The organism is Lysobacterales bacterium (assembly GCA_014946745.1).
Taxonomy (GTDB): Bacteria; Pseudomonadota; Gammaproteobacteria; order Xanthomonadales; family Xanthomonadaceae; genus Aquimonas.
The window spans coordinates 643,022-668,292 of the sequence record JADCRD010000001.1; the positions used below are offsets into that span (position 1 = coordinate 643,022).

The following is a 25,271-nucleotide window of genomic DNA, read 5'->3' on the forward strand; positions in this document are numbered from 1 at the left end:
GTCAGGAATGCGCAAAGTCTACGAGGCCGACAGCTACATCGACGCGCAGATCACTCGGGGCTGGCTGGAAGCGGCCGGCGTGCCCGCCCTGCTCGCGGGCGAACATCTGGGCGGAGCGATGGGCGAGCTGCCGGTGTCGGGTTTGCACAGCCTTTGGGTCGGTAACGACTTCGAACATGAAGCTCGCGTCGCCTTGGCCGAACTCGCGGCGCAGCGCGACGCGCGGAGCCTCGGCGAGGGCGAAGACCTCGATCCGGCAGAGGAGGGCGTGCTGCCCGCCTGAGCCGGGCGCTTTGCAGCGAGCGGAGCGGCCGTGCGGGCGACGGCCCACCACGGCCGCCGCTTGCCGACAGCGATGGACAACCCGGCCGATGGCTCAGCCCTTGGGCGCGAACGCCTGCGTGAGCAGGGCACCCTCGAAGCCCGCGCTCTCGCCTTCGCCGCTGGCGTAGCGGTACAGCGCGGCCGAGTAGATGCCTGAGAGTGCCGACTGGATCAGCGCGCCGATGACCAGTGCGATCACCAGCACGGCCACTGCGAGGCCGATGAGCACCGCACTCTGGCTCATCGCCGCAGCGACGATCAGGGCCACGCCCGCGATCACCACCACGAAGTTGAGGAGCCCGAACACCAGGCCGATGCCGCCCTGGCCGATCACGTTCTCGCCCCAGGTGCGCTTGAGCAGGACGGCGCTTTCCTTCACTGCTTCGATCGGGCCGATATCGCGGCTCACCAGCACCGGCACCACCAGGAAGCTCGCCACCGTCCACGCCGCACCCAGCAGACCGGCGATCCAGCGACCCAGCCAGCCGGCACGCTCCTGGATCGCGCGCAGGATCATGCCGACGGTCGCCGCAATCAGCGCATAGCCGAAAATGACGCCGATCTTGCCGCTGGCGATGCGCAGGCCATCGCTGACCGTCGGGTCGCCGCCCTGCAGGCGGATCATGGCGGCGCCGACCAGGGCCGAGTTGAAGAAGAAGATGACAAAGTACTGCGATAGATAGAACAGAAACGCCAGCACGTAGACCAGCGGCGGCACGCCCTGCTCGTCCACGCGCTGCAGTCCATCCAGTGCGCCCAGGCCCAGCGCCGGCAGGAGGAAGGCGGCCATCACCAGCAGGGTGGCAATCGACGAGAGCAGCGGAAACAGCAGCAGCTCCTTGTCCTGCCGCAGGACCGAAGCGCTGGCCTTGATCAGCGACCAGCTGCGCGCGAAACGTTCAAACATGGCGAGACCCCTGAGTCGCGAACGCCCCCCGTGGGCGCTGCGTGAAGACTCAGTATGCAGGCGCCGCAGACGTCTGCGAACCGCCTCTACTTCTCGACGAAGGCCCGTTCGAAGACATAGTGGCCCGGCGTGCCGATGCGCGGGCTGACCGCGAAGCCACGGCGATCGAGCAGGGCACGGAAATCGGCCAGCATGCCGGGGCTGCCGCAGATCATGGCGCGGTCGTGGGACGGGTCGAGCGGATCGAGGCCGAGGTCGCGCATCATCTGGCCCGAGTCCATCAGCTCGGTGATGCGGCCCGCGTGCACGAAGGGCTCCCGGCTCACCGCCGGGTAGTACAGCAGTTTGGCGCGGACCAGCTCGCCCAGATACTCGTGCTGCTGCAGCGCGCGGGTGAGGAAATCGCGGTAGGCGAGGTCGCGGGCCTGGCGCACGCCGTGGACCACGACAATCCTGTCGTAGCGCTCGTAGGTCTCGGGGTCGCGGACGATGGCCAGAAAGGGCGCCAGCCCGGTGCCGGTGGCCAGCAAATAGAGGTTGCGACCGGGCGTCACATCGGAGATCAGCAGGGTGCCGGTGGGCTTCTTGCTGACCAGCAGTTCGTCGCCCGGCTGGATGTGCTGCAGCCGCGAAGTCAGCGCGCCGTCGGCCACCTTGATGCTCAGAAACTCCAGCTGCTCCTCCCAGTTGGGGCTGACGATCGAATACGCACGCAGCAGCGGCTTGCCGTTGACCATCAGGCCGATCATCACGAACTGGCCGTTCTCGAATCGCAGGCCCTCGTCGCGGGTGGTGTGCAGGGTGAAGTACTGGTCGGTCCAGTGGTGGACAGCGGTGACCCGCTCGATGCGGTAGGGCTTGTCGGCTTCGGCGCGTGCAGGCTGGACAGCGGCATTCATGGGCAGGGTTTCCACGCAGCTGGCTGGGCGATCCCTCGGGATCGAAGGCGGCTGCGCACGGGGGAGAGGGGAGGGCCTCGACGCGGAGGCGATTGTCCGCGTCATTATCGCCTGCCGCATTGAGGGGACTCAAAGCCGAGGCTGATCACGTCCATCCTGGCCTTGATCCGTGGTCGCGAGTCCGGCGCATGTCCGGACTCGTTCGGCCGCTGCGCGGCGAGGCCTTCGATGCGCTCGATTGCGCTGGATCACGCGCTGACGTGCTCGCTCCGCGGGCGCGCCCTCCATGGCGCGCGGCAACGCTGAAGTCTTCTGTCTTGCCGAAAGGCGGTGGCGCTGGCCTGCAGCTCGGGCCGGGAGGGCTGGGGTCTGGCGGCACGTCGAACGTCTCCTGCGGCCCGTCGCGCGCCGCTGTTTTCCTGAACCCGAGCTGGCTGCTCGTGCTCTGCCAGTCGATTGCATGGGCTTGCCGGTTCACCGGTGGCTAGGCAAAGTCGACCGTGGCCCGTTCGGCCCTGATCAATGTCTGGAGGCCTGCATGTTTCGCTGCCTGAAGCTCTCGATGCCCGTTGCGCTCGCCCTCGCGGCCTGCACCGTCCACGCGGCTGCGCCGCGTCCCGCCGCGCCTTCGCCTGACTGCCTTGATGCACGGCAGGTGGATCGGGTGTTTCCGGTTTCCGCCTGGCAGCTGGCCATCGTCCAGGCGGATGGTCGACGGTTTCGGGTTGAGCTCGATGCCGCGTGTCCGGCGGTCCTGAGCGACGACGCCCGGCTCAGCCTGCTCTCGAACGAGGGGTGGGCCTGCGGCGGCGCACGCGAGTTTGTCGTGGACGCCAGCAGCGGTACGCGCTGCGGAATCGCCGCGCTGGCGCCTGCGGATGAGCGCGAGTTCGCAGCCCTGCTCCGCGATGCGGGACGCCGCGACAGCGACAGGCTGGCCGCAGTCGAGGTGAGAGCGAGTGCGCCGCGGGCGTTCCGCGGCACCCACGATCACTGCTTCGCCGCGCGCCATGTGCGCGCCTGGAGCGAGTCGGGAGACGCGCTCGAAGTCGAGGTGTCGGCGCCTCGCTCCGGCGGCAATTCGCGCTACCGCATCGAGCTGGGTGAGGTCTGCCCTGACCTGGGCCGCGCGGTCAGCGTGGGTTTCCGTTCCGGTACCGACAACGGCGTCATCTGCGGCAATGTAGGCGATCGCGTCGAACTGATCGACGTGGGGCTGATGCCCGTCACCGCGCTCGGCTCGCGCTGCTCCATCCGCGAGGTCTTCCCGATCGCCCAGGTGGCGCGCTGATGCGCTGCGGATTCACCCTGTTCGCTGCCGCGCTTGCTCTCTCAACTGCAGTCGAGGCGCGCTCCCCTGCGCCCTCTCCCGACTGCCTCGATGCGCGCCTGATTGAAGCCTTCCACGCCCCTTCCGCCTGGCAGCTGGCGGTGGCGCTGTCGAACGGCCAGCGCTTCCGGGTCGAGCTGGCCGACGCCTGCGAGGCCGTGCTGCAGGCGGACGCACAGCCGAACCTGCTGGCCCGCGAAGGCTGGGCCTGCGGCGAGGGCGCGTTTGTGCAGATCCAGCCTGGCGGCGCGACCTGCGCGATCGCCGCGCTGGCGCCGGTCGAGCCCCGCGAGTTCGCGAGGCTGGCGCGTGAGGCCTCGGCGCGCACGCTGTCCACCGTTGAAGTGAAGGGCAAGGCGCGCGGTGGATTCGGCGGCAGCGGCGATTTCTGCTTCGCCGCACGCCATCTGCGCGCCTGGAGCGAGTCCGAGGGCGGGCTGATCGTCGAGACCTCGGCACGTCGCGGCGGAGGGCCCAGCGTGTACCGGGTCGAGCTTGACGGCAGCTGCCCGGATCTGGGCCGGTTCGAGAACATCGATTTCGCCTCGGGCGCCAACAACGGGCTGATCTGCGGCAACACCGGCGACACCGTTGTGATCCTTCCTGACGATCGGGCGGATATCGCGGCCATGGGCGCCAGCCGGCTGGCCAGCCGCTGCGCGATCCGCGAGGTCTACCCGCTGCCTGGCAAGGCCGGTTGAGCGGAAGGGCGACAGTTCACGCGCTCGCGATGTTGCCGGCGCCAGCCTTGCCGCTCTTTTGCCACGGGGTCACCGCATGAACACGCCGCGCCGTCTTGACCAGCACGATTTCCATCCCGAAGTGCTGCGCCTGTTCGACCAGTTTGTGCACGGGCTGATCGATCGTCGCGCGTTCCTGGCGGGAGCCGGACACTACGCCGCGGGCGCGGCTGGCGCGGCCGGGCTGCTGGCTGCGCTCAGTCCGCGCTTCGCCGCCGCGCAGCAGGTCAGCGCGGACGACGCGCGCCTCCGCGCGGAATACCGCGAATTCGATTCGCCCGAGGGCCACGGCAAGGGCCGAGGCTATCTGGCCCAGCCCGCCGAGGCGGCCGGCGCGCTGCCCAGCGTGCTGGTGGTGCACGAAAACCGCGGCCTCAACCCGCATATCGAGGATGTCGCGCGCCGCCTCGCGATCGTCGGCTACCGGGCCTTCGCGCCGGACGCGCTGTTCAGCCTTGGCGGCTACCCGGGCGACGAAGACGCCGCGCGGACGCTGTTTGCCCAGCTCGACCAGGTGAAGTGCCGCGCGGATTTCCTCGCTGCCGCGCGCTGGCTGCAGGCGCTGGACGGCGGCAACGGACGTCTGGGCGCGACCGGCTTCTGCTACGGCGGCGCCATCGTCAACCTGCTGGCCACGCAGCTGCCCGAGCTCGCCGCAGCCGCGCCCTACTACGGCGGCGCCGCACCGCTGGACGGTGTAGCGCAGATCCGCGCCGAGCTGCTGGTGGTGCTGGCCGCCGACGACGAGCGCGTCAACGCCACCTGGCCGCCCTACGAGGCTGCGCTGACCGCGGCGGGCACCCGCTTCGAGCTGTTCCAGCCTGCGGGCACGCTGCACGGCTTCCATAACGACACCACGCCGCGCTACAGCGAAGCCGCGGCGCGCGAGGCCTGGGCCAAGACGCTGGCGCTGTTCGAGCGCACGCTGCGCGGCTGATGCCGCCAGCCGGTCCGGGCGGCCGCAGGGCGTATGCTTTCACGCCCTTTACACGGCGTTCGCCATGCCTGACACCCTTCCTGCCTGCCCTAAGTGCGGCTCCGAGAACACCTACCCCGACGGCGAGCTCTACATCTGCGCCGACTGCGGTGAGGAGTGGCCGCAGCAGGCGCAGGCAGAAGAAGTGGACGTTGAACGCGTGGTCGTCGACGCCAACGGCACGCCGCTGGCGGACGGCGACGCGGTGGTGCTGATCAAGGACCTCAAGGTCAAGGGCAGCTCCACTGTGCTCAAGGTTGGCAGCAAGGTGAAGAGCATCCGCTTGGTCGGCGGCGACCATGAAGTCGACTGCCGCATGGACGCTGGCAACTTCATGCTGAAGGCCTGCTACCTGCGCAAGGTCTGATTTGCGTCCGGCGCTCGCGTGCCCGGGCCCGCCGCAGACCGGCAACTCAGCAGCAGCCCCACCGCCAGCAGGCCGATCGACAGCAGGTCGAACAGCAGCACCCGCTGCAGCCCCGCAGCGAGCGGCCAGTGCTGCAGGCACAGCGCAGCGAACGCCAGGTCGCTGGCGAGCAGCAGCAGGGCACCGGTGCGCAGTGAGCCGTGACCCCGCAGCGCCAGCGCCAGCGGCAGGCTGAGCAGGGCGAACAGCAAGGCGCGATGCTGCAGCAGCAGGGCGACGCTTGGCGGCAGCGGCGCCTCCAGCCCGTACATCGACACCAGGCTTGCGGGCCCCAGCAGTCCGGGCAGGGGCAGCCAATGGATGCCGACCGCGATCCACAGTCCGGCCTGCACCGCGGTCATCCGCCAATCCCGCCTGCCGCGTTCCATTCAGGCCACCGCCGCGCGCGTGTCTGGCGTCGCCTCGCGCGCGCTGCGTCGCAGACCCAGCCACTGCAGCTCGGCCAACACCAGCACCGCGAGCGCCTGTGCGACCAGCACCGCCCAGCCGATCGAGCTCGGGTTGAACAGTCCCAGCGCCGGCAGCAGCAGGCTGGCCACGGCCCATTCGAGATTCACCGCGATGCTCAGCCACAGGCTCCAGGCCGGCAGTCGCGCCTGGCCGCCCATCCAGCCGGTGAGGGCCGCCCAGAAGAACATGAAGCCCGCCAGCGCGATCATGTGCACGCGCTCGAGGCCGAGCGCGGCGCCCAGCGGTTCCAGCAGCAGCGGCACCAGTGCAGCCGCGGCCAGACTCAGGACCGCATCGAGGCGCAGGCCGAGACGCAGCAGTGAGGAAGGGTGGATGGTGCGCATGGTGGGTTCCTCTTCGTGTGGGTTCGCCACCAGCCTCGCGCCGAAGTCGCCTGCGGTCGATTACCTGCCAGGTAATGCCGTGGCCGCGAAGCCGCGGTTAGCATCCCAGGCATGGACAGCCTTCGATCGAACTCCGTGCCGACCTCGAACCCCGCCATTGGCGGCCTGCTGCGCGACTGGCGGCAGCGCCGTCGACTCTCACAGCTGGACCTGGCGCTGGAGGCCGAGATCTCGACCCGGCATCTCAGCTTCATCGAGACCGGCCGCGCCCGACCCAGCCGCGAGCTGGTGCTGCATCTCGCCACCCTGCTGGAGCTGCCGCTGCGCGAGCGCAACCGCTGGCTGCTGGCGGCCGGATTCGCGCCGGCCTTCGCCGAAACCGCGCTCGACAATCCGGCGCTGTCTGCCGCACGCGAGGCGGTGCAGCGGGTGATCGAGCTGCACTCGCCGTTTCCCGCGGTGGCGGTGGACCGCCACTGGAACCTGCAGCTCGCCAACGCCAGCGCGCAGGCCCTGCTCGCCAGCGTCGATCCGGCGCTGCTGCAGCCGCAGGCCAATGTGCTGCGCCTGAGCCTGCATCCGCGCGGGCTGGCGCCGCAGATCGTCAACCTGAAGCAGTGGCGAGGACATCTGCTCGCACGCCTGCGTCGGCAGGTGCAGGAGAGTGGGGACGACGTGCTGGCGCGGCTGCTCGCCGAGCTGTCGGCCTACCCGCCGCTGTCGCACGAAGCCGAGCGACACGACACGCCCGAATCCCCGACCCCCGACGTGCTGATGCTGTTCCGCCTGCGCAGCCCGCTGGGCGAGCTCGCCCTGTTCAGCACCATCACCGTCTTCGGCACCCCCGCCGACATCACCCTGTCGGAGCTTGCCTTGGAATGCTTTTATCCGGCCGATGCCGCGACGGCTGAGCGTCTGCGGGCGCTGGCGCGCGTCTGAGCTTTCGCGCGATATCGGCCCTCTGCGGTTCGTCGAACGGAATGATGCCGGAGCTCGCGGTGCCGATTGCGCGGTGTTCCGGCCCTGCGCGGCAACGCTGCCATTGCCTGCTGCGCGCGCTCGTCGTCGCCCTGCGCCGGCATCATCGCGCGGCCCTTTCGGGAGGTTCGCTGCGGGTCGACAGCTCTATTGGATGCGTCGAAGTGCCCGCGCTCAGGGCTGGCTCGGCGGCGCGGCGTTCAACACGGCAGCTCCGGGGCAGAGCACTGGCCGGGCAGAGAGCGGCCGCTCCAGCGCGACCCCGTCGACCGCCCGGGCCGTGCTTCGGTCGCTCGCCTCACGGGGTCTCGAACCCGTCACGGAACACGGGCCCTGCAGCCAGAGCTGTGACCGCGACCGTGCCCAGGATCACCCGCCCCTCGCTGTCGCGCGGGCCGCTGTGGAGCAGAACTCTCATGCTGCCGGGCACCAGGGGCATCAAGCGCAGGCGCAGGCTGTAGTCGCCAGGCGGGACCTGGGCCGGCAAGGTCTGGGTTTCGACCACCGAAAGCGTCTCGCCTGGAACGACATCTCGCAGGTCGGCAGCCGAGAGCAGGGTGAAACGAGTGGAACCGCCGGCGTCGACGCCATCGATCGCGACCGCGTAGGCGTGGTAGAGCGGCGCTGCGCCGCTGTTCGAGAGCTCAAGTTCGATGCTGATGCTCTGCTGCGGAACGAGAGGGGCCGGCACGCGCACGCGATCGATGTGCAGCCGGTATCCGAGCAGGCGGCGGATCCGGTTCATCACGGCGCCGTGGCCCGGCTCTTCATGCTTGCCGGCGGGTCCCAGAAAGCTGAAGTGGAACTGGCGCAGCAGGCTGAGCACGTCTTCGGTGCGCTCTGTCCACGTGTTCTTCTGGTCGCTGAAGGGGCTCTCGCCCGAGATCGGTGCGCTGCGCCAGTTGTCCTGCGAGCCCGGGGTGAGGTTCAGCATCGCCCATTCCAGATTCCAGTCGCCGCTGGAACTGCAGCGCGGCATGGCCGGGTTGAAGCGCGCGCACAAGCCGGTGAAGGAGGGAAAGTAGTCCTCGTGGAAGCCGAACTCCACGCCCGACGCATCGGGCGAGCGGGCGTAGCGGGTTTGCAGCGGCGTGCGGCTGAACGCCGCGGCGTAAGCATCACGGACGCTGGCCTTGATCGCCGCCGCCGGCGCGTTCTGGGCGCAGCCTGACTGGTGCCATTCGCCCCACAGGCCGAGCAGTCCGACCTGCACGGCGGTGATGCGCGGATGGCCGTCATAGCGCTGCGCCAATGCCGTGATCAGCTGGCCCATCTGCACGGCCATCTGCGGATGGTTCCAGTCCGGCGTGCGGCCCGGACCATCGCCATTGCAGCTGCTGTAGTCGCTGCCGGCGATATTGAGCGGGGGCTGCTCCAGGAACAGCGGATAGTCGCGCTCGTTCTGGCCGCCCGTGTAGTAGGTGCTGATGCCGCTCGCGCTGCCGTTGGGGTAGTCGGCCACCAGCCGCAGCACAAAGGTGGTGTCGGGATTGGCGTTGAGCAGCGGCTGCAGGCGGCGCTGCTCGAACCCCGCCCAGTCGAACACCTGATCGCTGGTTTCGATTTCCCGCCAGGGCACGTAGACGTGGTAGATCCGCGCGCCATAGTGATTGGCGGTGCCGACGGTTGTCCCCCACAGCATGAAGCCGCTGTGGGGGTTGGGGTGCAGTTCGTCGGTGCGAGACGGCGTGAATTCCGCGGCGTTTGCGCGCCCCAGCATGACGAGCCCGATCACCAGGAGCGCTGCGTACGCTGCCTGGCACAGCACGCGGGTTGCGGTTCGAGGGCGGATGAATCGGGTCGGCATCGTCGACGTCCTGGAGTCCGGGCGCCGCGACTATAGGGGGCGTGACATTGCGATACATGTGTCAAGATCACGGTTCGCGAGCCCCAGGCGGATCCCGCCGCTGCGCGCTGCAGCCGGTGAGGGCCGGCGAAAGCGAAATCCTCTGATCCGTGCGCGGTGGCACCGGCAAACCGCCGCACCCCGGCCAAATGGATTGCCGCCCTGCGCGCTGACGACGCGCCTGAATCGGCCTGCAGGCGGCGGATGCCCGCGGCCAGCAGGGCGGGCGCCGACTGTCAGATCTGACAGGCAACCCGGGAATGCCTGAGACGCGGCTGGCCCCGCGCCCTCCCTGAGCTTGGACAGCCCCGCGCCGCTACCGGGAAACGACGCCTGATCGCTGTCTTCTCGTTCTGATCAGGAGACTCCCATGTTCACCACCGTGCGTTCCGTTGTGCGCCCCCGCTTTCGTCTGCAGCGGGCGCTTCTCGCAGGTTTTGGTCTCTGCCTCTGTCTGCTGCTGTCGGCCGCGGCTGCGGCCGACAAGCCACCTTCCGAGCTGCCTGCGCCGGCCTTGATCGAGCTCACGCCGATGGAGCGCGACGGGCACCCCGAGGGCAATGCCCTGCTGAGGCTGGGGTTCGAGCAGCGTGAGCTGCTGCCGGACAGCATCGAGCTGGATGTCGACACCCAGCGCTTCGTGCTGAAGCGCGACGAGCGCGAGCCCCTGACCTTCGTCGGCATCATCAAGCTCGACTTCGATCGCTTCGCCGATGAGATTGAGCGTCGCGAAGCCTTGATCCGCGAGAGCGGCGAGCGTTCGGCGCCCCTGTTCGAGGGGCGCGAAATGCTGGGCGAGAAGGAGTTCCAGCGGCTCGATCCTCGTGAACTGAAGCTTGCCCGACTTGAGTCCCTGCCGCTGCGCATTCCGCGCGATGTCCTGCTGATGCCGCTGTCCTTCGTCGACCCGGCGCGCGAGCTGATGATCACCTCGACGGCCGTGGTGAACGACCCGACCCGGACTTTCGACATCTGCGGAAACAGCGGCAACCCCAACGGCGCCTGGACCTTCAAGACCCTGATGAGCAACATGGCCAACACGCCGCTCACTGGCGTGGATCCGGCGGACTTCGTCGAGCGCTGGCTGCGCAGCTGGCAGGTCAACCACACGCTCAACAGCTTCGCGGTGCCGGCGCGCGGCAACATCGGTCCGCTGGTGCTGAACAGCTGGCCGCGCATCAACGGCAAGCTCGACTTGAATCGCTCGCCGTTCCGCCTGCTCGCCATCGTCAACCGTGTCGATCTGCGCGGCAACAGCGTGTACGGCGCCAGCAGCGCAGGCGAGGGCCGCTTCGTTTTCGGCGTGGTCAATCGCAACCTCAACGGTGGCTGTTCGACCACGCCGTTCACCGTGATCCTGGAGTACGGCGTTCCCGTTCGCGGCTGTTCGGCCGTGCGCAGCTACGGTCAGCAGTGGGCCGATCTGGGCGGCTTGGTGCTTGGCAGCGCCGCCTACAACGCTGCGCTGCAGAGCATCACCGACCAGTTCACCAGCGCCAACGCGGCGCCCAACAAGCCCAACGGCAGCGCCATCAATCAGGTGCGCACCAACGAAAACGCTTTGAATCCGCTGTGGGAGCTGCGCGAGTTCGTCCTGCAGCAGGGCAGCCCGCTGCTGCGCATCGTCTCGACCCAGCAGACCCCGCATCACACGCTCAACAACGGCGGCCTGTTGGCGAACTACATCACGACCAATGCGGCGGCCATCGTCGCCGACGCGCATACGGTGCCGCCGCTGTGGCTTGGGCAACCCTTCCTGAGCGGATCCAACTTCAACTTCTCGGTGGCGAACGGCGCCGTCTGGAATGCGCCAGGCGTCGCCAACCAGCCGCGGCACAAATTCTCGCTGGCGACCTGCAATGCCTGCCATGGCGGTGAAGCCCGCGACAGCTCGGTGCCGGCGGACCTGCCCTTCGTGCACATCGGCGTGCGCCAGGCCGCGGCGACCAGTGCGCTGTCGAGGTTCCTGGTCGGCACTGGCAGCCTGTCCGCGCCCAGCACCTTCAACAAACCGGACCCGATCAACCTCGCGCCCGTGCGCCAGTTCGGTGATCTGCTGCGGCGGCAGCAGGACCTGGCCAACCTGACCGGCATGGACTGCAGCAGCGGCGGCTTCCTGCAGGATCTCCGCTTCGAGCCGCTGCGCATGGTGCACTGAGCCCTCTGGACTCGTGCTGCCGGTCGCATGCTTCTGTGCGCCCTTGCGCCCGCGGCGTCACCGCCTTGCGCGAACGCCGCGGGTTGCTGGCTCGGCGGACTCCCCGCATCGCCGCGCGCGCCTTGACCCGCGCGCGCTGGTTGACGAAGCCTCAGGGCCGCAGCCAGCGACGCATGTGCGGATAGGCTTCGACGCCCGCGCTGCGGGCTTCCGCCGAACCGTAGGCCATGCCGGCCTGCATGAGTCCGTGCAGGCCATGATAGACGCCGCAGCCGAAGGTCATCGCCAGCGCCTCGCCGTGGCCGTGATAGCCGCCTGCGTGGAAGAGTTCGCGCGCGGACAGCCCCACCGCGCAGGCGGCGGCAAAAGCCCAGGCGATGGCCTCGGCCTCGCCGGCATGCGGCACCAGCTCACAGTCGTGCAGTGCGCCGTTCTGCTCGGGCCGGAGTGCGGCTGGCATCACCGCGAGGTGGCCGGCCTCGTGCAGCAGATCGCCCGGCCATGCCAGCGCGCTACGGTCGACCACGAGACCGCCCGCGCGAATGCACACGCCCGGCAGAAAGCCGGAGGTCGCGAGCGTCTCTTCGTCGACCCGCAGGCCGATCCCGCGCAGGAACGCGATCAGGCGATCGGTCAGGGCCTCGTTGGGGTTCGTCGCGGCACAGGCTTGGAAGGCGGACATGCGCCGAAGCAGGCGGTTTGGGTCGACCGATTGTGCGCTAAGCGGCGGTGCGAGGGTGGTGGCCGTTCTTGGCATGCCGCGCAGCAAGGCCAGCGAAGACGCGCTCTTCGAACCGCGCGCAGCCCACGGCCCGCGCGATACGCGGGCCAGACCCGGCCGCGCGGTCCCGGCTCGCGCTGTCATATTTCTGCGGTGGTGGATGTCATCGTAGATGTGCACGATGCGCGGTTTCGTCCGAAACATCCGGTGACCGCATGCGTCCTGTTCGATTTCTTCCGCTCGCTGCTGCGCTGTGTGCGCTGGCTCCGTTCGCCGCTGCGCAGGCCGCCGGCAGCGCGATCTTCCTGCACCCCGACGGCATGGGCGCCAACACCTGGATGGCGACGCGTCTGTACACCGTGGGTGTCGATGGGCGTCTGGCCTGGGACCGCTTGCCGCAGGTGGCGCTGTACGTCGGGCCCACGCTGGATGCGGTGAACCAGAGTTCGAATGCCGGCGCCACCACCCACGCCTGGGGGCTGCGGGTGGATCTGGATGCCTACGGCACGCTGCGCGGCGAGCCGCTGACGCGCTCGGCCTCGGGGTTCGCGGGCAGCCTGATGCGCGAAGCCAAGGCCGCCGGCAAACGCATCGCCATCGTCAATTCGTCCAGCCTCACCGAGCCCGGCACCGGCGCCTTTCTGGCGCGCGTGCCGAACCGCGATGATGAGGCCGAGATCGCGGCGCAGATCCTCGCCGCGCAGCCCGATGTCGCGCTGGGCGGCGGTGAGATGTTCTTCCTGCCGAAGGGCGTCACCGGGCGCCACGGCGAGGGCGTGCGCGAGGACGGCCGCAACCTCGTCGAAGAGGCGCGCGCTGCGGGCTACACCGTGGTCTTTTCTGCCGAGGAGCTTGCGGCCGTGCCGGTGGGTACGCCGCGGCTGCTCGGCCTGTTCGCCGCCGAGGAAACCTTCAACGAGGCCGATGAAGCCACGCTGGCCGCCCAGAAGCGGCCGAACTTCCAGCCGCAGGCGCCGCGCTTCGATGTGATGATCGCCGCCGCGCTGAAGCAGCTGGCCGACAGCCCCAAGGGCTATCTACTGGTGGGCAACGAGGAGGCCACTGACAATCTGTCGGGCGAGAACAACGCGCCTGCCACGCTCGATGCGGCCCAGGGCGCGGATCGCGCCATTGCGATTGCGCTGGAGCAGGCGGCGCGCGATCCCGGCCTGACCGTGATCGTCGCGTCCGACTCCGACAACGGCGGCATGAACGCCACCAGCGATGACCTCGACGAGCTGCCGCGCCCCTTGCCCCAAGTCACCGAGAACGGCTCGCCCCTGGACAGCGATGGCGGCAAGCCCTTCCTCACCCCGCCGGACCGCCACGGCCAGCGCCTGCCCTTCTACATCACCTGGGCCTCCCTGAGCGACAGCGCCGGCGGCACGGTGGTACGTGGCATGGGGCCAGGCGCCCAGCGCATCGAAGGCACCGTCGATGCGAGCACCGTGTTCCATGCCCTGCATGCCGGCCTGTTCGGCGGCGGAAAAGCCGTCGAGTAAAGCGCTGGTGAGGGAGCGAGGCGACCTGCGTCGACCTCGCTCCGCTCGCGCTCACTCCTCGCTCGGGAAGTAGAACTCCTCGCCCTCGGAGATCACCCCCATGCGCTCGAACCAGTCCGGCCCGAGCGCGCTCTGCAGCGGCCCGGTGCAGGGCAGGGTGGCGATGGCTTTGCCGTCGCGTTCGACCTGTACACCCTCAAGTTCCAAGGTTTCGCCGTTGGTACCCCAGCGGCCGATGCCGCTGTAGACCACGTAGGCATAGGCCCCGTTGTAGAAGCGCAGCCAGCTGCCGCCGCCGCCGGAGAACGCAGTGGATTCGCCGCGCGAGGCCAAACGCGGCACGGCACTATGTGGGGGCAGAGCCAGCTCGGGTGGCGCGCTGCCGTCCGCCAGGCCAAAGCGGTACTGCAGCGAGCCCGACACGTTGGAGGCATCGGCCGAGGCGCAGACCGAGACCCGCTTGGCGCCGATCGCGCAGTCGAAAGCGATCGATTCGTCGGGCGCACACAGCGAGCCGGCTGCCGGCGCGGTCATGCCGCTCAGCACCCGCGCCGCGGTCACCAGCACCACCTGATCGCTTTCGCCGCAGTCGACGTCGCCCTGGCAGGACTCGGCCAGCACGTTCTCTACCGAGTAACTGAGCTGCAGGCGCTGGTCGATCAGCGAGGGGTCTTCGCACAGCTCGAACACCGCGGACTCGTGGAAGGTTTCACCGGTGTCGGATTCCAGCGTCAGATAGCAGCTGACATCGCCGCTGACGGCCTCGCGCAGCACGCCTGCGCTCTGCTTGATCTCACCGTTGATGCGCAGGGTGTCGGCCAGAGCCGGCAGTGCGCCGAGGCTTGCCAGAGCCAGCGCGAGGCGGGCCGCACAAAGTGTCGAAGCTAGGGGGCGGCGTCGGGGCATACAGATCTCGTCGTCGGGCGAGCGCGAGCCGCGCTCAAGTCGGGGCGCGCGAGCATAGCCAACCCGGTCCGGATTAGCCCCAACCGGTGACGGGAAGATTTGCGCAGCGCGCACCGGCGATCAGGGCTGCGCGGTCCGGCACAGCCGTGGCGCCCTGCTCCGCGAGCGCTGAGGCGCTCGCGGGTGCCGCACCGGCCCGGTTCGCTGACGGTGGATCCGGTTTTCGGCGTTCCGGGCCATGGGCGCCCAGGCCACCCCGATCGCTGGCGGCCTCGACGATCGGGACCGTCGGGGCGAGCGCTCGCGGACCCGGCGTCCAGTTCGGCAAGCGCCGGAGATCCGTCGCGGTCAAAAAAAGCTCGAAAAAGACGATCAAAACAATCGATTGTAGTCACAAGTGAGATATGGAACGCGCTTTGCATGCGATCCAAATCGCAAGCGAGGAGCCGCGTCATGCCCAGAACCCTGCTGTCTTCTCTCGCCCGCGGCGGAGCGCTCTGCGCCTTCGCTCTGCTGCCCTTGGCCGGCCACGCGCAGCCAGCGAGCCCGATCGCCACCGACCGCCCCGACTTCGTGGAGTCGAGCCGGAGCGTCGGCTCTGGCCGCTGGCAGATCGAAACCAGCGTTGCCTTCGAGCGCGACAGCGAAGACGGCCTGCGCGCGGAAGTCTTCGCCACTCCAACCCTGCTGCGGATCGGTCTCGGCGAGCACTGGGAGGCCCGGTTCGAGACGGACGGCTGGCTCGACGCCCGATTGCGTGCCGGCCCGTTCCGCGAAGACCTGGACGGCTTCGCCGATCTCGCTCTGGGCCTCAAGTACGCGCTGCCCGAGCCCACTGGCGCCGGCCCTGCACAGGCCTGGCTCTTCCATCTCGATCTGCCCAGCGGTGACCGCGCGTTCCGCGGCGAGGGCGTGCGCCCCTCGCTGCGCTGGGTCGGCGAATGGTCGCTGTCCGAAGACTGGTCGCTCGGCCTGATGCCCGGCGTGGTGCTCGACGACGACGGCGATGACGATTACGCCGCCGGCATCTTCGGCGTGGTGGTGGGGCGGGCCTGGTCGCCGACCTTCCGCAGTTTCGCCGAGCTTGCGCTGCCGCAGATCGCGAGTTCGAAGCACGGCGGCACCGAGGCCTATCTCGATCTGGGCGCCGCCTGGCTGCTCAGCCCCGACCTTCAGCTCGATACCGCGTTTGCCCTGGGACTGAACGATCGCAGCGTCGATAGCGCGATCACCGTCGGCCTGTCGGTGCGCTGGCCCTGAGCCACGTGCCCGGGTGTTTCTGCCGGATCGCCATGGCCCCAGGCGTCCCTCGCTTCTTCCCCTGCTTCGGAGCCCCAGATGAGCCTTCGCAATAGGTTGTTCCTGCTCGCGCTGGCGGGCTTTCTTGGCGCGCTGCTGATCGGTCTGCTGGGCCTGTGGGGCCAGCAGCGTCTGGTGGAGGGCTCGGAAGCGCAGGTGCGGACCTCGGCGCTGCTGCGTAACCAGCTTGAAGCCGACATGATGCACGACGCCATCAAGGCCGACGTGCTGGAGGCGGCTCTCGCCCAGCAGTCCGGTCGGGCTGAAGCGCTGGAAGCCGCTCGCCTCGGCTACGAGGAGCACGCCGCGTGGATGCGCAGGGTGTTGGACGACAACGCCGCGCACGCCACCGAACAAGCGCTGGTCGACGCCATCGCGCGCGTGCGGCCGGTGGTGGATGCCTATCTGCAGAACGCCAGCGCGCAGCTGCAGTCGGTGTTGGCGGGTGGCGTTCCTGACTTCACCGCGTTCGAAGGGGCGTACGACAACCTTGCGATCGTGATGGAAGCGCTGAGCGAGGAGATCGAACGCGAGGTGGCGCAGCTGTCGACGCAGGCCAGCGCGCTGTCGAGTCAGGTGCGCACCGTGCAGCTGGCCTTGATTCTCAGCGCCGCGCTGGTGATGGCTGCCCTCGGGCTGTGGATCGTCGGCAGCGTGCGCCGCGACATCGGCGGTGAGCCGGTGCTGGCGGCCAAGGCCACCGCGCGCATCGCCGCCGGCGATCTGGATACGCCGATCGGTGCGCCTGCGGGCGACACCCGCAGCATCCTCGCGCGCCTGCAGGACATGCAGGCCCGCCTGCGTCAGCGTTTGGCCGAAGAGCGCGCCGAAGCAGCCAGCAATCTGCGGGTGGTCCGCGCGCTCGACAGCAGCTCGACGGCGGTGATGATCGCCGACGCCGAACGCCGCATCGTCTACGTGAATCCTGCGGTGGTGGCCATCCTGCGCGAACAGGCGCCAGAGCTGCGCGGGCAGTTCCCGGACTTCGATCCGGACCGGCTGCTGGGCCAGAGCATCGACGCCTTCCACGCCCGGCCGGGCCATCAGAAGTCCCTTCTGGAAGGCTTGCGGCAGGTGCATCGCACCCAGATCCAGGTCGGTGCGGCGCACTTCTTTCTGTCCGCGAACACCGTGCGCGACGCCAGCGATCAGGTGCTCGGCTATGTCGTCGAGTGGCGCGACCGCACCCACGACGTGCGCGTCGAACGTGAGATCGCCGGTCTGGTGGAAGCCGCCATGCGCGGCGAACTGGCTGCCCGCATCGATTCGCAGCGACTGCAGGGCTTCCATCGCACGGTGGGTGAGGGGCTGAACCGCTTGCTCGATGAGCTGCAGCCCAGTATCGAAGCCTTCGGCGGCGCCTTCCGGGCGCTGGCCAAGGGCGACCTGCGGCATCGCATCGAGCGTTCCATGCAGGGCACTTTCGGGCAGCTGCGCGACGACGCCAACAGCACCTCGGCGCGGCTGGCGGATCTGATCGGCGCCATCCAGGACGCGGTGACCCAGGTCCACGGCGCAGCGGTCGAGATCGCCGCAGGCAATCAGGATCTGGGTGCCCGCACCGAGCAGCAGGCCGCGAACCTCGAAGAGACGGCCGCGTCGATGGAGGAGCTGACCAGTACCGTGCGCGCGAACGCCGACGGTGCTGCCGAAGCGCAGGGGCTGGTGCAGAAAGCCGCCGCCACAGCGGGGCGCGGCGGTACCGAAGTGCGCGCGGTGGTCGAGTCGATGAATCGCATCGCGGCCGACTCGCGGCGCATGCACGACATCATCTCGACGATCGATGGCATCGCTTTCCAGACCAACATCCTCGCCTTGAACGCCGCGGTCGAGGCCGCGCGAGCCGGTGACCAGGGCCGCGGCTTCGCGGTGGTCGCCGGCGAAGTGCGCACGCTGGCGCAGCGTTCCGCCGCGGCTGCCCGCGAGATCAAGTCGCTGATCTCGGAGTCGATCGCGCGCATCGAGGCCGGCGCGGAGCAGGTGCATGTCGCGGGCGACACCATCGACGGTGTGGTCGGTTCGGTGCAGCGTGTCGCCGCACTGATGGCGGACATCGCCCGCGCTTCGTCCGAACAGGCCAGCGGCATCAGTCAGGTGGGGCAGACCATCTCCGCGCTCGACGATGCGACCCAGCAGAACGCGTCCCTGGTGGAAGAGGCAACGGCCGCGGCGCAATCGCTGGAGTTCCAGTCCAGCAACCTGTCCAAACTCGCGGCCAGTTTCCGGCGCTAGCTGCTCGCCTGCCTCGAAGACCGCCGGCGGTCAGTGGCCGCCTGAGCGCCGCTGCGCATGTTTTCGAGAGTCGCCTCGATCCCGGCCCTCGTCGGTGCCTTGCATCGTGCGCTCGCGCTGCGCGCCCTGCCCAGCGGTGGGCAGGGCGTGCAGCACCGATACGCTTTCGATACACATCCGCAGCAGTCCCCCGCGCTCTGATTGTCTAGCGTGTGTCGCACCCGCGCCGAAGCGATCCGACCCTGCGCCGAGGGCGAGCCTGAAGAATTCAGCCTCGCCGCGCGTCGTCGAGGGCGCGCCCGCGGATCAAGCCGGGGATGAACTGGATCAGCGCGGACCCAATCACAGGGAGGATCTATGACACCCAGAGTTCTACTTGCACTCGCCACACTCGTCGCCCCGCTGTTCGGGCCGCAGGCCGAAGCCGCCCCGCGCATCGATGACATCCAACGCGTGCTGCCCAATGGCCAGCTGACCCGCGAGATACCCGCGGGCGAGACCGTCACGCTGCGGATCAGCGGTGTCTGGACCGACAGCTGTACGCCGAGCGTGCTGAGCTTCGAGCGCAGCGGTCAGGGCCGTTTGCTGAACTTGTTCTGGGACCGCGCGGCCTTGATCTACTGCCTTTCGGCGCTCACCCCCTTCACCCGCGACATCCCGAACGTGCGCTTCGATGAAGCCGAGATTGGCGCGCTGCCGATCACGGTGGTCAACAGTCACCAGTCGCTGCCCTTGCCGGATGGCACCGTCGTCGCCCCGGTGCAGGGATCGACCACGATGCCGCAGTTCGAAATCGCCATCCAGGCGCCGGTCGACAGGCAAGTGACGCACTGGCCCACCGCGCGCCAGCCGCCAGCCGGGGTGTTCCCGGTCACGGCGCAGTACGACCTGAGCGGCGCCTGGTACTCGCCGCAGCAGTCGGGCAGCGGTCTGCTGCTAAAGCACGAGCGCCGCAAGTCCGGTTCCAGCACGATCGACAGCCTGTGGGGCAGCTGGTCCAACTTTGCCACCGACGGCAGCAGCCAGTGGCATGTGTTCTCCGAGACGTACTGGGCCTCGCCGACGCGACTGCTGGGCCGCGTGCTGCGCGCCGAGGCCGAGGCCGTCGCCTGTACCGCACAGTTCCCCAACCCCGGGTGCAACTTCGCGGCGCGCGCCGCCCGTGAGGTCAAGATCGTCGGCATCTTCGAGATCACGGTGCACGGCCCGGACGAACTGACGCTCACCATCGACGACTCCGGCACGCCCCTGCTGCTCGGCATGACGCAGCCACCGGTGCAGGGCTACAGCGTGCGGCTGCGCAGGCTGTAAAGCGCGCCGTCATTCGCTTCCGCCGCTACGGCGGTGCATGCGCGCCTGTGCGCTGAACAGCCGCAGGCGCGCCGCTTATGCTGTGCGCTTCGCAACCGGTGTGCAGCCTTGGCCTGATGAGCGTGTGGTCCTTGATCTACAGCGTGGGCGCCGCCCAGGGCCTGCTGCTCGGCCTGGCGCTGTGGCGGCGCGGCGCGCGCGAGCGCTTTCTGGCCGGCTGGATGCTGCTGATCGCGCTGGATCTCTGCTTGCGCGTGTGGGCGATGCAAGCGCAGGACGCGGCCAGCCTGCGCGGGCTGCGCGTGGCGGGCATGTTCCCGCTGCTGCACGCCAGCCTGTTCTATCTGTACGTGCGCAACGTGGTGCAGGGGCGTGCGCTGGGCTGGGGGGATCTGCGCCACGCGCTGGGCTTTGCCTTGGGCCTGCTGCTGATCGCCGACCTGCTTTGGCTGCCCTCCGAGGCCTTTCTGGACGCGCTGCGCGCGCTCCGCGCGGGCGAGGATCGCCTGCGCCAGACGCTGATCAACGTCACCGTCTTCGGCTGCAGCCTCAGCTACGTCGCGGCAGCCGTGCTCAGCGTGCTGCGCTACCGCCGACGCCTGCGTGCGACCCGCTCGGACGGCGACCCCGAGTCCGTGCGCTGGCTGCTGTGGGTGGCGGTCTGGCAGTGCGTGATCTGGGCGACCGCCCTGGCGCAGTGGCTGCTGCCGGTGCACTGGCTGCCCTATCAGCTGATCTACGTGGCGGTGGCGGCCTTCGTCCTGGCGGTGGGCTATCGCAGCCTGCTGGCGCCGGTCGATGGCCGTCCGGCGGTGGTCGCGGTGCCGGTTGTCGAACCGAGCGAAGCCCCCGCTGAGGCTGGAGCGCAGGGCTCGACCGAGGTCGGTGCCGTCGACGCCGAGCGCGCCGAAGAGGACCCGCGCTTCGACGACGTTGCTAGACGCCTGCTGCAGCTGTTCGAGCACGAGCACCTCTACCGCCAGCCGGCACTGTCGATCGCCCAGCTGGCAAAGCGCAGTGGCTATCCCGAGTACCTGGTGTCGGCGGTGATCAACCGTCGCTTCGGCCAGCCCTTCTGGGACTGGGTCAATGCCTACCGCGTGCGCGAGGCGCAGGCGCGACTGCTCGACCCAAGCGAGCCACGCACCGCGCTCGACATCGCTTTCGAGGTGGGCTTCACCTCGAAGTCGACCTTCAACGCCGCCTTCAAGCGCCTGCTGGGCGAGACGCCAAGCCAGTGCCGGGTGCGCGCGCAGCCGTCGCCGCAGGCCAGCGCAGAGAGAGCTCCACCAGCAGCAGGTTGAGCGTCCAGCACAGCCAGGCGGCGAGCGTATAGGCCGACAGGAAGTCGAGGCCGAAGCCCGCGATCCCGAGCACCAGGTACAGCCGCAGGGTCGGCGCGGCAAAGGTGAGTGCGGCGCTGCGCAGCATCCAGCGCCGATGGGCGGCAAGATCGCGCCGCACCGCGAAGTACAGCGCCGCGCCCGTGCTGCCCAGCCACAGCAGCGCCAGCAGCACGAAGGACGTGCCTGTCACCCAGCCGCCCTGCGCCCGCGCGGCCAGCAGCAGGCCGGAGACGCCGCCGATCAGCACCGCCAGCACGTACAGCCAACCCGCCACACGATGCAGCGCGGGCCAGCGCACGCGCAGTGCGGGGGCGAACTGCAGGGGCATCACCAGCAGGGCCAGCCCGGAAGCGAAGAAGTGCGCTGGCACCGCCCAGCCGGCCGCGGCAAAGCTGGCATGCAGAGGCACGCGTGGATCGATGGCCTGGAACAGGAAGCGAAAGGCATACGCGGCGATGAGCACGCAGGCCAGGGTGAATGCGACATACAGCAGACGGCGCAGCGCGAGCGGCAGAGGCATGGGCGTCAGGTCAGGCGAGCCGGAACAGCCCGGCGCGGCCAGATTGGGGCTCCTCGCCCACCTCCAGCGACCGGATCGGCGGGATCGGACGTCTGCGGCCCTGCCGTATTCCACGCGTCCCGCGGGGATGACGACTCCGGCTGGCTTCAAGAGGCTCGTCGCCGCTGCGCATACGGGGGACAGGTCGGGCGTAGCACCGGGCCGGCAAGCCGTGGCCCGCGATCTCCGCTTCGCCGATGGCGCACCCCATCACCAAGACCCCTGCACGGCTCAGCGAGGGCAAGCGCATCAGCCCCCACTCAAGCACGATGCGCTCTTCAAGCCCGCACGCACCGACGCACGTGGGGGCGGCGCTCTCAGTTCTCGAAGCCATCCCGGAAAATCGGCGCCGCATCCGGGGTCGTGAAGGCGGCGACCGCGAAATCATCGTCACTCGGGCCGGCGAAGCGCACGGACCCTGCCACCAGCAGGCGGGTGCCGACCACGCGCAGATCGGCGGCGCTTGCCAGCGGCGAATCCAGCCCGTTGCTAGCGACGAAGCTGGTCGTTATCTCGGGGCTGCCGGCGTTGAATCCGGTGTCGCCGCCAAGGTTCACGAGATGGCGGCGTAGCGAGAATCGCTGAGTCGACGCGGCGGAGTTGCGTGCGGTACCTGCCGTGAGAATGCGGCCACGCGTGTCCACTGCCACCGCGCTGAAGCGCAGATCGTCGGCCGGTGGCAGCGGAGCGACCGTACCGAAGTTGCTGTCCTCCACACCCGCCCAGCGCAGCAGAAGACCATGCTGGCGCCCGCTGCCCGGGCTGGCCGGGTCTTCACGGTGACCTGCGACCAGTGCGCCTTCGCTGTCCGGTATCGCCGCCACTGCCGTGATGCGAGCCTCCGCGCAACTGCTGCTCAGCCCGGTCAGGGTCAGCCCGGTCAGGGCAGTGACGATGAGCGTCGGTACGCCGTTCACCAGCCGCGAGCGCACCTGGCTGAGGCTGAGTCCACAGAATCCTCCGCCATCGCTGGTCTGGGCGACCAGCAGTGCGCCGCGCCCGCTTGACCACGCAATGGCTCCACTGCCCTGTTCGGGCATGAAGTCGATGAAGGTCGATCGCAGCCCAAGGCCGTCGGCGTTCAGCGCAGCAATGCGGGTCGTCCAGGCGCTGCCGGTGTTGGGGCGCGATCGCACCAGCGCGTACACCTCGTCGTTCGGCCCGGTCGCGAGGCTCAGCAGTTCGTCGATAGCGTCCAGGCCGAAGCTGGTGACGCCCTTACCGGTGCCAAAACTCGCGTCGCGTGAGCCGTCAGCGTTCAGGCGCACGACGAAGACGTCGATGCCGTTGCCGCCATTGAACGCCTGCCACGCGACCAGCAGCCTGCCTTGAGAATCCTGGTCGATGTCGGCCACCTGGCTCAGCCCCAGTCCGTAGGTCCGCCGACCGTCGATGCCGAAGCTGGGGTCCAGACCGACGGGGAAAAGCCGCGTCAGCGCCAGCGAGTACTGCCCGCTGCCATTGCTGGCCTGTCCGACCAGAAGAAAACCTCCGCCCACGGTCGGGAAAACGCGCAGCGCGCGGTCGGTGGCGGCGGTGTCCAGATCGAAAGACACCGTCTCGCGGCCCTGGCTGACAAAGCTCGGGTCGAGGCTGACCTGGGCCACAGCGAGGGAAAGGCTGCCCAGCATCAGCAGGGCGGTGGCGAGAAAGGGGGTGAGCAGGCGGCGCATGCGGGATCTCCCGGAGTGTTGGTGGGAGATACGGAATTCCTGGCGCGAACACGGCGCTTCGTCGCGGCGCTCGGCGCAGCACCACCCGCGAGTCGAATCAAGCGCGATCGGTCCCGGGGGCTGACCTCGACGCTGTCTGGCCTTGCCGCGACGGATGTTTACGGCGTGTGCGGTGCGGATCCAGCCCTGCGTGCCGGTTCCGCGCCTGGCCTACTCAGCAGCCGCAGCGTTCGATCGCGTCGAAGAGATGCACGTTCCCGCCTGCCCCGGTCAGCTCAAGCTGCACCCGACGCAGGCTGCCGGAGCACTCGTCACCGCAGTCCTGCTTGATCTCCTCGCCGTCGAGGACACGCACGCGCCAGCGCTCGCCGCGGAACTCGGTGCCTGGGGTGGCGGTAGGCGCCGGCACCAGCGGCAGGTCTTCGCCGTCCAGACCGATGAAGGCGGAGGGGCCCTGGAACTCAAGCGGCACGGACAACCACAGCATGAACACCTCCGATTCGATCCTCTGCGTGTACCAGCAGCCCACGTCCATCCGGCTGAGGTCGATCGGGCTGAGCCTGGGGGGCTGGGCGCCCGCCTGCATGGCGCCGAGACCAAGGACGAATGCGAGAACGGGCGTGGTCCACATATGCGGCTCCTGTGCGTGTGCCGACACGGTAGCCAGCGACACAGGCGCCTAAGCGGCGAGTTCTGGCGGTTTGCGGGCGGAGGCTGGACCCCAGGCGCGGCCGGGTGCTGCCCTCGCAGCGCGGCTGGCGCGCCGCGAGGGCAGCACGCCCACCGATGTCGGTCTTTTCGACGCGCCGCCGTGTCCATGGCAACACGGATCAAGCTCATCCTGAATCTGATCCGCGGACGCGCCCTTCCTGGCGCGCGGCAACGCTGAATGGTTCGGCGTTGCCCCAGGTACTCACTCCGGGACATCTACGCCATGCGCTGTTTCACCATTGTCTTTCTCTTGGCGGCCGGCGGCGCCGCACACGCAAGCAGCTTCACCGTCACCAACGCCAACGACGCCGGCCCCGGCTCGCTGCGGCAGGCGATCACCGACGCCAACGCCGACCCTAACGAGCCGCACACGATCACGATTCCTGCATCGAGCGGCGGCAGCTTTGACATCGTGCTGCAGAGCGCGCTGCCCATCGTCACCCGATCGCTGACGCTGACTTCGCAGCAGCCCGCGACTCTCGTCCGGGTGCCGGCAGCAGGCTTTCTGCGCTTCTCGCGGCTGGGCGGCGGCGCGTTCCGGATGAACAACCTGCGCGTGTTCCGCGATCCGGACGTCGTCTCGACGATTGCCCGCGGTGCCTGCCTGAGCAGCACCGACGCCTCCGGCGTGAACGGCTGGACGATGCTTATCGAGGACTCGGAGTTCACCAACTGTTCCGCCTACAGCGCCAGCGGCGACGCGCTCGGGGGCGCGATTTACGCCAACGGGGACACCGAACTCGTCGACACGGTGATCCAGTTCGGGGGCGCGCGGTCCGTGACCGGCGAGGCGCGCGGCGCGGCGATCTACGTCGCAAGGGGTGCGCTTTCGCTGACGCGGGTCACCATCGCCGTGACAACCAGTGGGGGGCAGACGCTGGCGACGGGCGCGATTGGTCTTGCACCGGGCACTTCCCTGATCGCCTTGGATACCCAGTTCACGCGCAACTTCACCTTCGCAGACAATCGCGCTACCGGCGGCGGTGCGATCTATGCGGACAACGCCACGGTGGAGCTGTCGCGGGTGTCGTTCACGGGCCACGACGCCCAGTCCGGAACCGCGATCTACGCCGAAGGTGGTGAGCTGATCATCGAGAACGCCAGCTTCTTTCGGAACGTCGCGCCGTCTAGCGAGGTGGGCTTGCCCGGGGCGGTGGCCGCGTCTGGCATCGTCGCGATGCGGCACACCGCATTCTGGGGCAACACCGGACACTTTTTCCGCTTCGGCGGGACGATCTTTGCGTTCAGCGGCAACGTCTTCGTTGCGCCCAATCTGTGCTTCGGCCTGACCGGGCAGATTCCGGTCGGTGCACGCGCGAACTTCGGCACGGGCTCCTGTGCTGACGGCCCCAGTTTCAGCGGCGCGGACCCGCGAGCCGAAGCTTTTGGCCGCGTCGCGCCCACGGATGCCGTGCCGGTGATCACCTTTGGCGACGGCAGCCCGGTGCGCGACGCCTACGGCGTCGTTGCACCGAGCAGCTCCGACTTCAATCTGCCCGCTGAGCTGGATGCGCGTTCGCAGAACAGGCCGCGCGACGACAACGGCAACGGTCTTGCCGAGGCCGACGCCGGCCCAACCGAAGGCGCGCGTCTGATTCCGATCTTCAGCAACGGCTTCGAGTAAAGCCGCAG

The 25,271-nt window shown here is 69.0% G+C and carries 23 protein-coding genes; 13 read left to right on the plus strand and 10 right to left on the minus strand.

Annotation, left to right across the window (positions count from 1 at the left end; genetic code table 11):
- Positions 1 to 7 precede the first annotated feature (7 nt).
- Positions 8 to 283 (plus strand): DUF2007 domain-containing protein, encoded by a 276-nt coding sequence (locus H4O13_02660; GenBank protein MBE5314284.1) that lies wholly within the window; start codon positions 8 to 10, stop codon positions 281 to 283.
- Positions 284 to 376: 93 nt separating this feature from the next.
- Here the strand turns inward: H4O13_02660 and H4O13_02665 are convergent, their stop codons facing one another.
- Positions 377 to 1,231: a hypothetical protein gene (locus H4O13_02665; GenBank protein MBE5314285.1), complete on the minus strand. Its 855-nt coding sequence runs from the start codon at positions 1,229 to 1,231 to the stop codon at positions 377 to 379.
- Positions 1,232 to 1,317: 86 nt separating this feature from the next.
- Positions 1,318 to 2,130 (minus strand): ferredoxin--NADP reductase, encoded by an 813-nt coding sequence (locus H4O13_02670; GenBank protein ID MBE5314286.1) that lies wholly within the window; start codon positions 2,128 to 2,130, stop codon positions 1,318 to 1,320.
- A gap of 538 nt (positions 2,131 to 2,668) precedes the next feature.
- On the opposite strand from H4O13_02670, the gene H4O13_02675 reads away from it, so the two are divergent.
- The 4 genes from H4O13_02675 (at position 2,669) to H4O13_02690 (ending at position 5,543) form a co-directional block, all read left to right on the plus strand.
- Entirely contained in the window at positions 2,669 to 3,421 is a 753-nt protein-coding gene (locus tag H4O13_02675) for a hypothetical protein (GenBank protein MBE5314287.1), read from the plus strand.
- Positions 3,421 to 4,161 carry a hypothetical protein gene (locus H4O13_02680; protein ID MBE5314288.1) on the plus strand — a complete coding sequence of 247 codons (741 nt, stop codon included), beginning with the start codon at positions 3,421 to 3,423 and terminating at the stop codon, positions 4,159 to 4,161. Before H4O13_02675 ends, H4O13_02680 begins: the two co-directional genes overlap by 1 nt.
- 76 nt (positions 4,162 to 4,237) lie before the next feature.
- Complete coding sequence (locus tag H4O13_02685) at positions 4,238 to 5,137, plus strand: dienelactone hydrolase family protein (protein ID MBE5314289.1); 900 nt, start codon at positions 4,238 to 4,240, stop codon at positions 5,135 to 5,137.
- Positions 5,138 to 5,201: 64 nt separating this feature from the next.
- On the plus strand, positions 5,202 to 5,543 hold the full coding sequence (locus H4O13_02690) for an alkylphosphonate utilization protein (GenBank protein ID MBE5314290.1): 342 nt from the start codon (positions 5,202 to 5,204) through the stop codon (positions 5,541 to 5,543).
- On the opposite strand, the gene H4O13_02695 is transcribed toward H4O13_02690, so the two are convergent.
- Together H4O13_02695 and H4O13_02700 are read right to left on the minus strand one after the other, a co-directional pair.
- On the minus strand, positions 5,525 to 5,944 hold the full coding sequence (locus H4O13_02695; protein MBE5314291.1) for a hypothetical protein: 420 nt from the start codon (positions 5,942 to 5,944) through the stop codon (positions 5,525 to 5,527). The two genes, H4O13_02690 and H4O13_02695, sit on opposite strands and share 19 nt — an antisense overlap.
- A gap of 27 nt (positions 5,945 to 5,971) precedes the next feature.
- Complete coding sequence (locus tag H4O13_02700) at positions 5,972 to 6,397, minus strand: hypothetical protein (GenBank protein MBE5314292.1); 426 nt, start codon at positions 6,395 to 6,397, stop codon at positions 5,972 to 5,974.
- Between the two features lie 111 nt (positions 6,398 to 6,508).
- On the opposite strand from H4O13_02700, the gene H4O13_02705 reads away from it, so the two are divergent.
- A complete protein-coding gene (locus H4O13_02705) occupies positions 6,509 to 7,336 on the plus strand; it encodes a helix-turn-helix transcriptional regulator (protein ID MBE5314293.1) in 828 nt (275 codons plus the stop codon).
- Positions 7,337 to 7,673: 337 nt separating this feature from the next.
- On the opposite strand, the gene H4O13_02710 is transcribed toward H4O13_02705, so the two are convergent.
- Entirely contained in the window at positions 7,674 to 9,182 is a 1,509-nt protein-coding gene (locus H4O13_02710) for a DUF4832 domain-containing protein (GenBank protein ID MBE5314294.1), read from the minus strand.
- 409 nt (positions 9,183 to 9,591) lie between these two features.
- Between H4O13_02710 and H4O13_02715 the strand changes: the two genes are divergently transcribed.
- A complete protein-coding gene (locus H4O13_02715; protein MBE5314295.1) occupies positions 9,592 to 11,379 on the plus strand; it encodes a hypothetical protein in 1,788 nt (595 codons plus the stop codon).
- Between the two features lie 151 nt (positions 11,380 to 11,530).
- Here the strand turns inward: H4O13_02715 and H4O13_02720 are convergent, their stop codons facing one another.
- The gene (locus H4O13_02720) at positions 11,531 to 12,061 is read right to left on the minus strand and encodes a hypothetical protein (protein MBE5314296.1); all 531 of its coding nucleotides are present in this window, start codon (positions 12,059 to 12,061) and stop codon (positions 11,531 to 11,533) included.
- A 254-nt stretch (positions 12,062 to 12,315) separates the two neighbouring features.
- Between H4O13_02720 and H4O13_02725 the strand changes: the two genes are divergently transcribed.
- Positions 12,316 to 13,602: an alkaline phosphatase gene (locus H4O13_02725; protein MBE5314297.1), complete on the plus strand. Its 1,287-nt coding sequence runs from the start codon at positions 12,316 to 12,318 to the stop codon at positions 13,600 to 13,602.
- A 51-nt stretch (positions 13,603 to 13,653) separates the two neighbouring features.
- Here H4O13_02725 and H4O13_02730 read toward each other — a convergent pair whose 3' ends face one another.
- Positions 13,654 to 14,508 carry a hypothetical protein gene (locus H4O13_02730; protein MBE5314298.1) on the minus strand — a complete coding sequence of 285 codons (855 nt, stop codon included), beginning with the start codon at positions 14,506 to 14,508 and terminating at the stop codon, positions 13,654 to 13,656.
- A 453-nt stretch (positions 14,509 to 14,961) separates the two neighbouring features.
- Between H4O13_02730 and H4O13_02735 the strand changes: the two genes are divergently transcribed.
- The 4 genes from H4O13_02735 to H4O13_02750 all read left to right on the plus strand — a co-directional run bounded on the left by H4O13_02735 (position 14,962) and on the right by H4O13_02750 (position 20,654).
- Positions 14,962 to 15,768 carry a transporter gene (locus H4O13_02735; protein ID MBE5314299.1) on the plus strand — a complete coding sequence of 269 codons (807 nt, stop codon included), beginning with the start codon at positions 14,962 to 14,964 and terminating at the stop codon, positions 15,766 to 15,768.
- A 78-nt stretch (positions 15,769 to 15,846) separates the two neighbouring features.
- A complete protein-coding gene (locus H4O13_02740) occupies positions 15,847 to 18,039 on the plus strand; it encodes a PAS domain-containing protein (protein ID MBE5314300.1) in 2,193 nt (730 codons plus the stop codon).
- Between the two features lie 357 nt (positions 18,040 to 18,396).
- Entirely contained in the window at positions 18,397 to 19,350 is a 954-nt protein-coding gene (locus H4O13_02745) for a hypothetical protein (protein ID MBE5314301.1), read from the plus strand.
- A 116-nt stretch (positions 19,351 to 19,466) separates the two neighbouring features.
- Complete coding sequence (locus H4O13_02750) at positions 19,467 to 20,654, plus strand: helix-turn-helix transcriptional regulator (GenBank protein ID MBE5314302.1); 1,188 nt, start codon at positions 19,467 to 19,469, stop codon at positions 20,652 to 20,654.
- On the opposite strand, the gene H4O13_02755 is transcribed toward H4O13_02750, so the two are convergent.
- The 3 genes from H4O13_02755 to H4O13_02765 all read right to left on the minus strand — a co-directional run bounded on the left by H4O13_02755 (position 20,557) and on the right by H4O13_02765 (position 23,559).
- Complete coding sequence (locus H4O13_02755) at positions 20,557 to 21,216, minus strand: DUF2306 domain-containing protein (GenBank protein MBE5314303.1); 660 nt, start codon at positions 21,214 to 21,216, stop codon at positions 20,557 to 20,559. The genes H4O13_02750 and H4O13_02755 overlap by 98 nt on opposite strands.
- Before the next feature lie 356 nt (positions 21,217 to 21,572).
- Entirely contained in the window at positions 21,573 to 22,928 is a 1,356-nt protein-coding gene (locus tag H4O13_02760; GenBank protein ID MBE5314304.1) for a hypothetical protein, read from the minus strand.
- A 214-nt stretch (positions 22,929 to 23,142) separates the two neighbouring features.
- Entirely contained in the window at positions 23,143 to 23,559 is a 417-nt protein-coding gene (locus H4O13_02765; protein MBE5314305.1) for a hypothetical protein, read from the minus strand.
- 303 nt (positions 23,560 to 23,862) lie between these two features.
- Here H4O13_02765 and H4O13_02770 point away from each other — a divergent pair, with 303 nt between their 5' ends.
- The gene (locus H4O13_02770) at positions 23,863 to 25,263 is read left to right on the plus strand and encodes a hypothetical protein (protein ID MBE5314306.1); all 1,401 of its coding nucleotides are present in this window, start codon (positions 23,863 to 23,865) and stop codon (positions 25,261 to 25,263) included.
- Positions 25,264 to 25,271 lie beyond the last annotated feature (8 nt).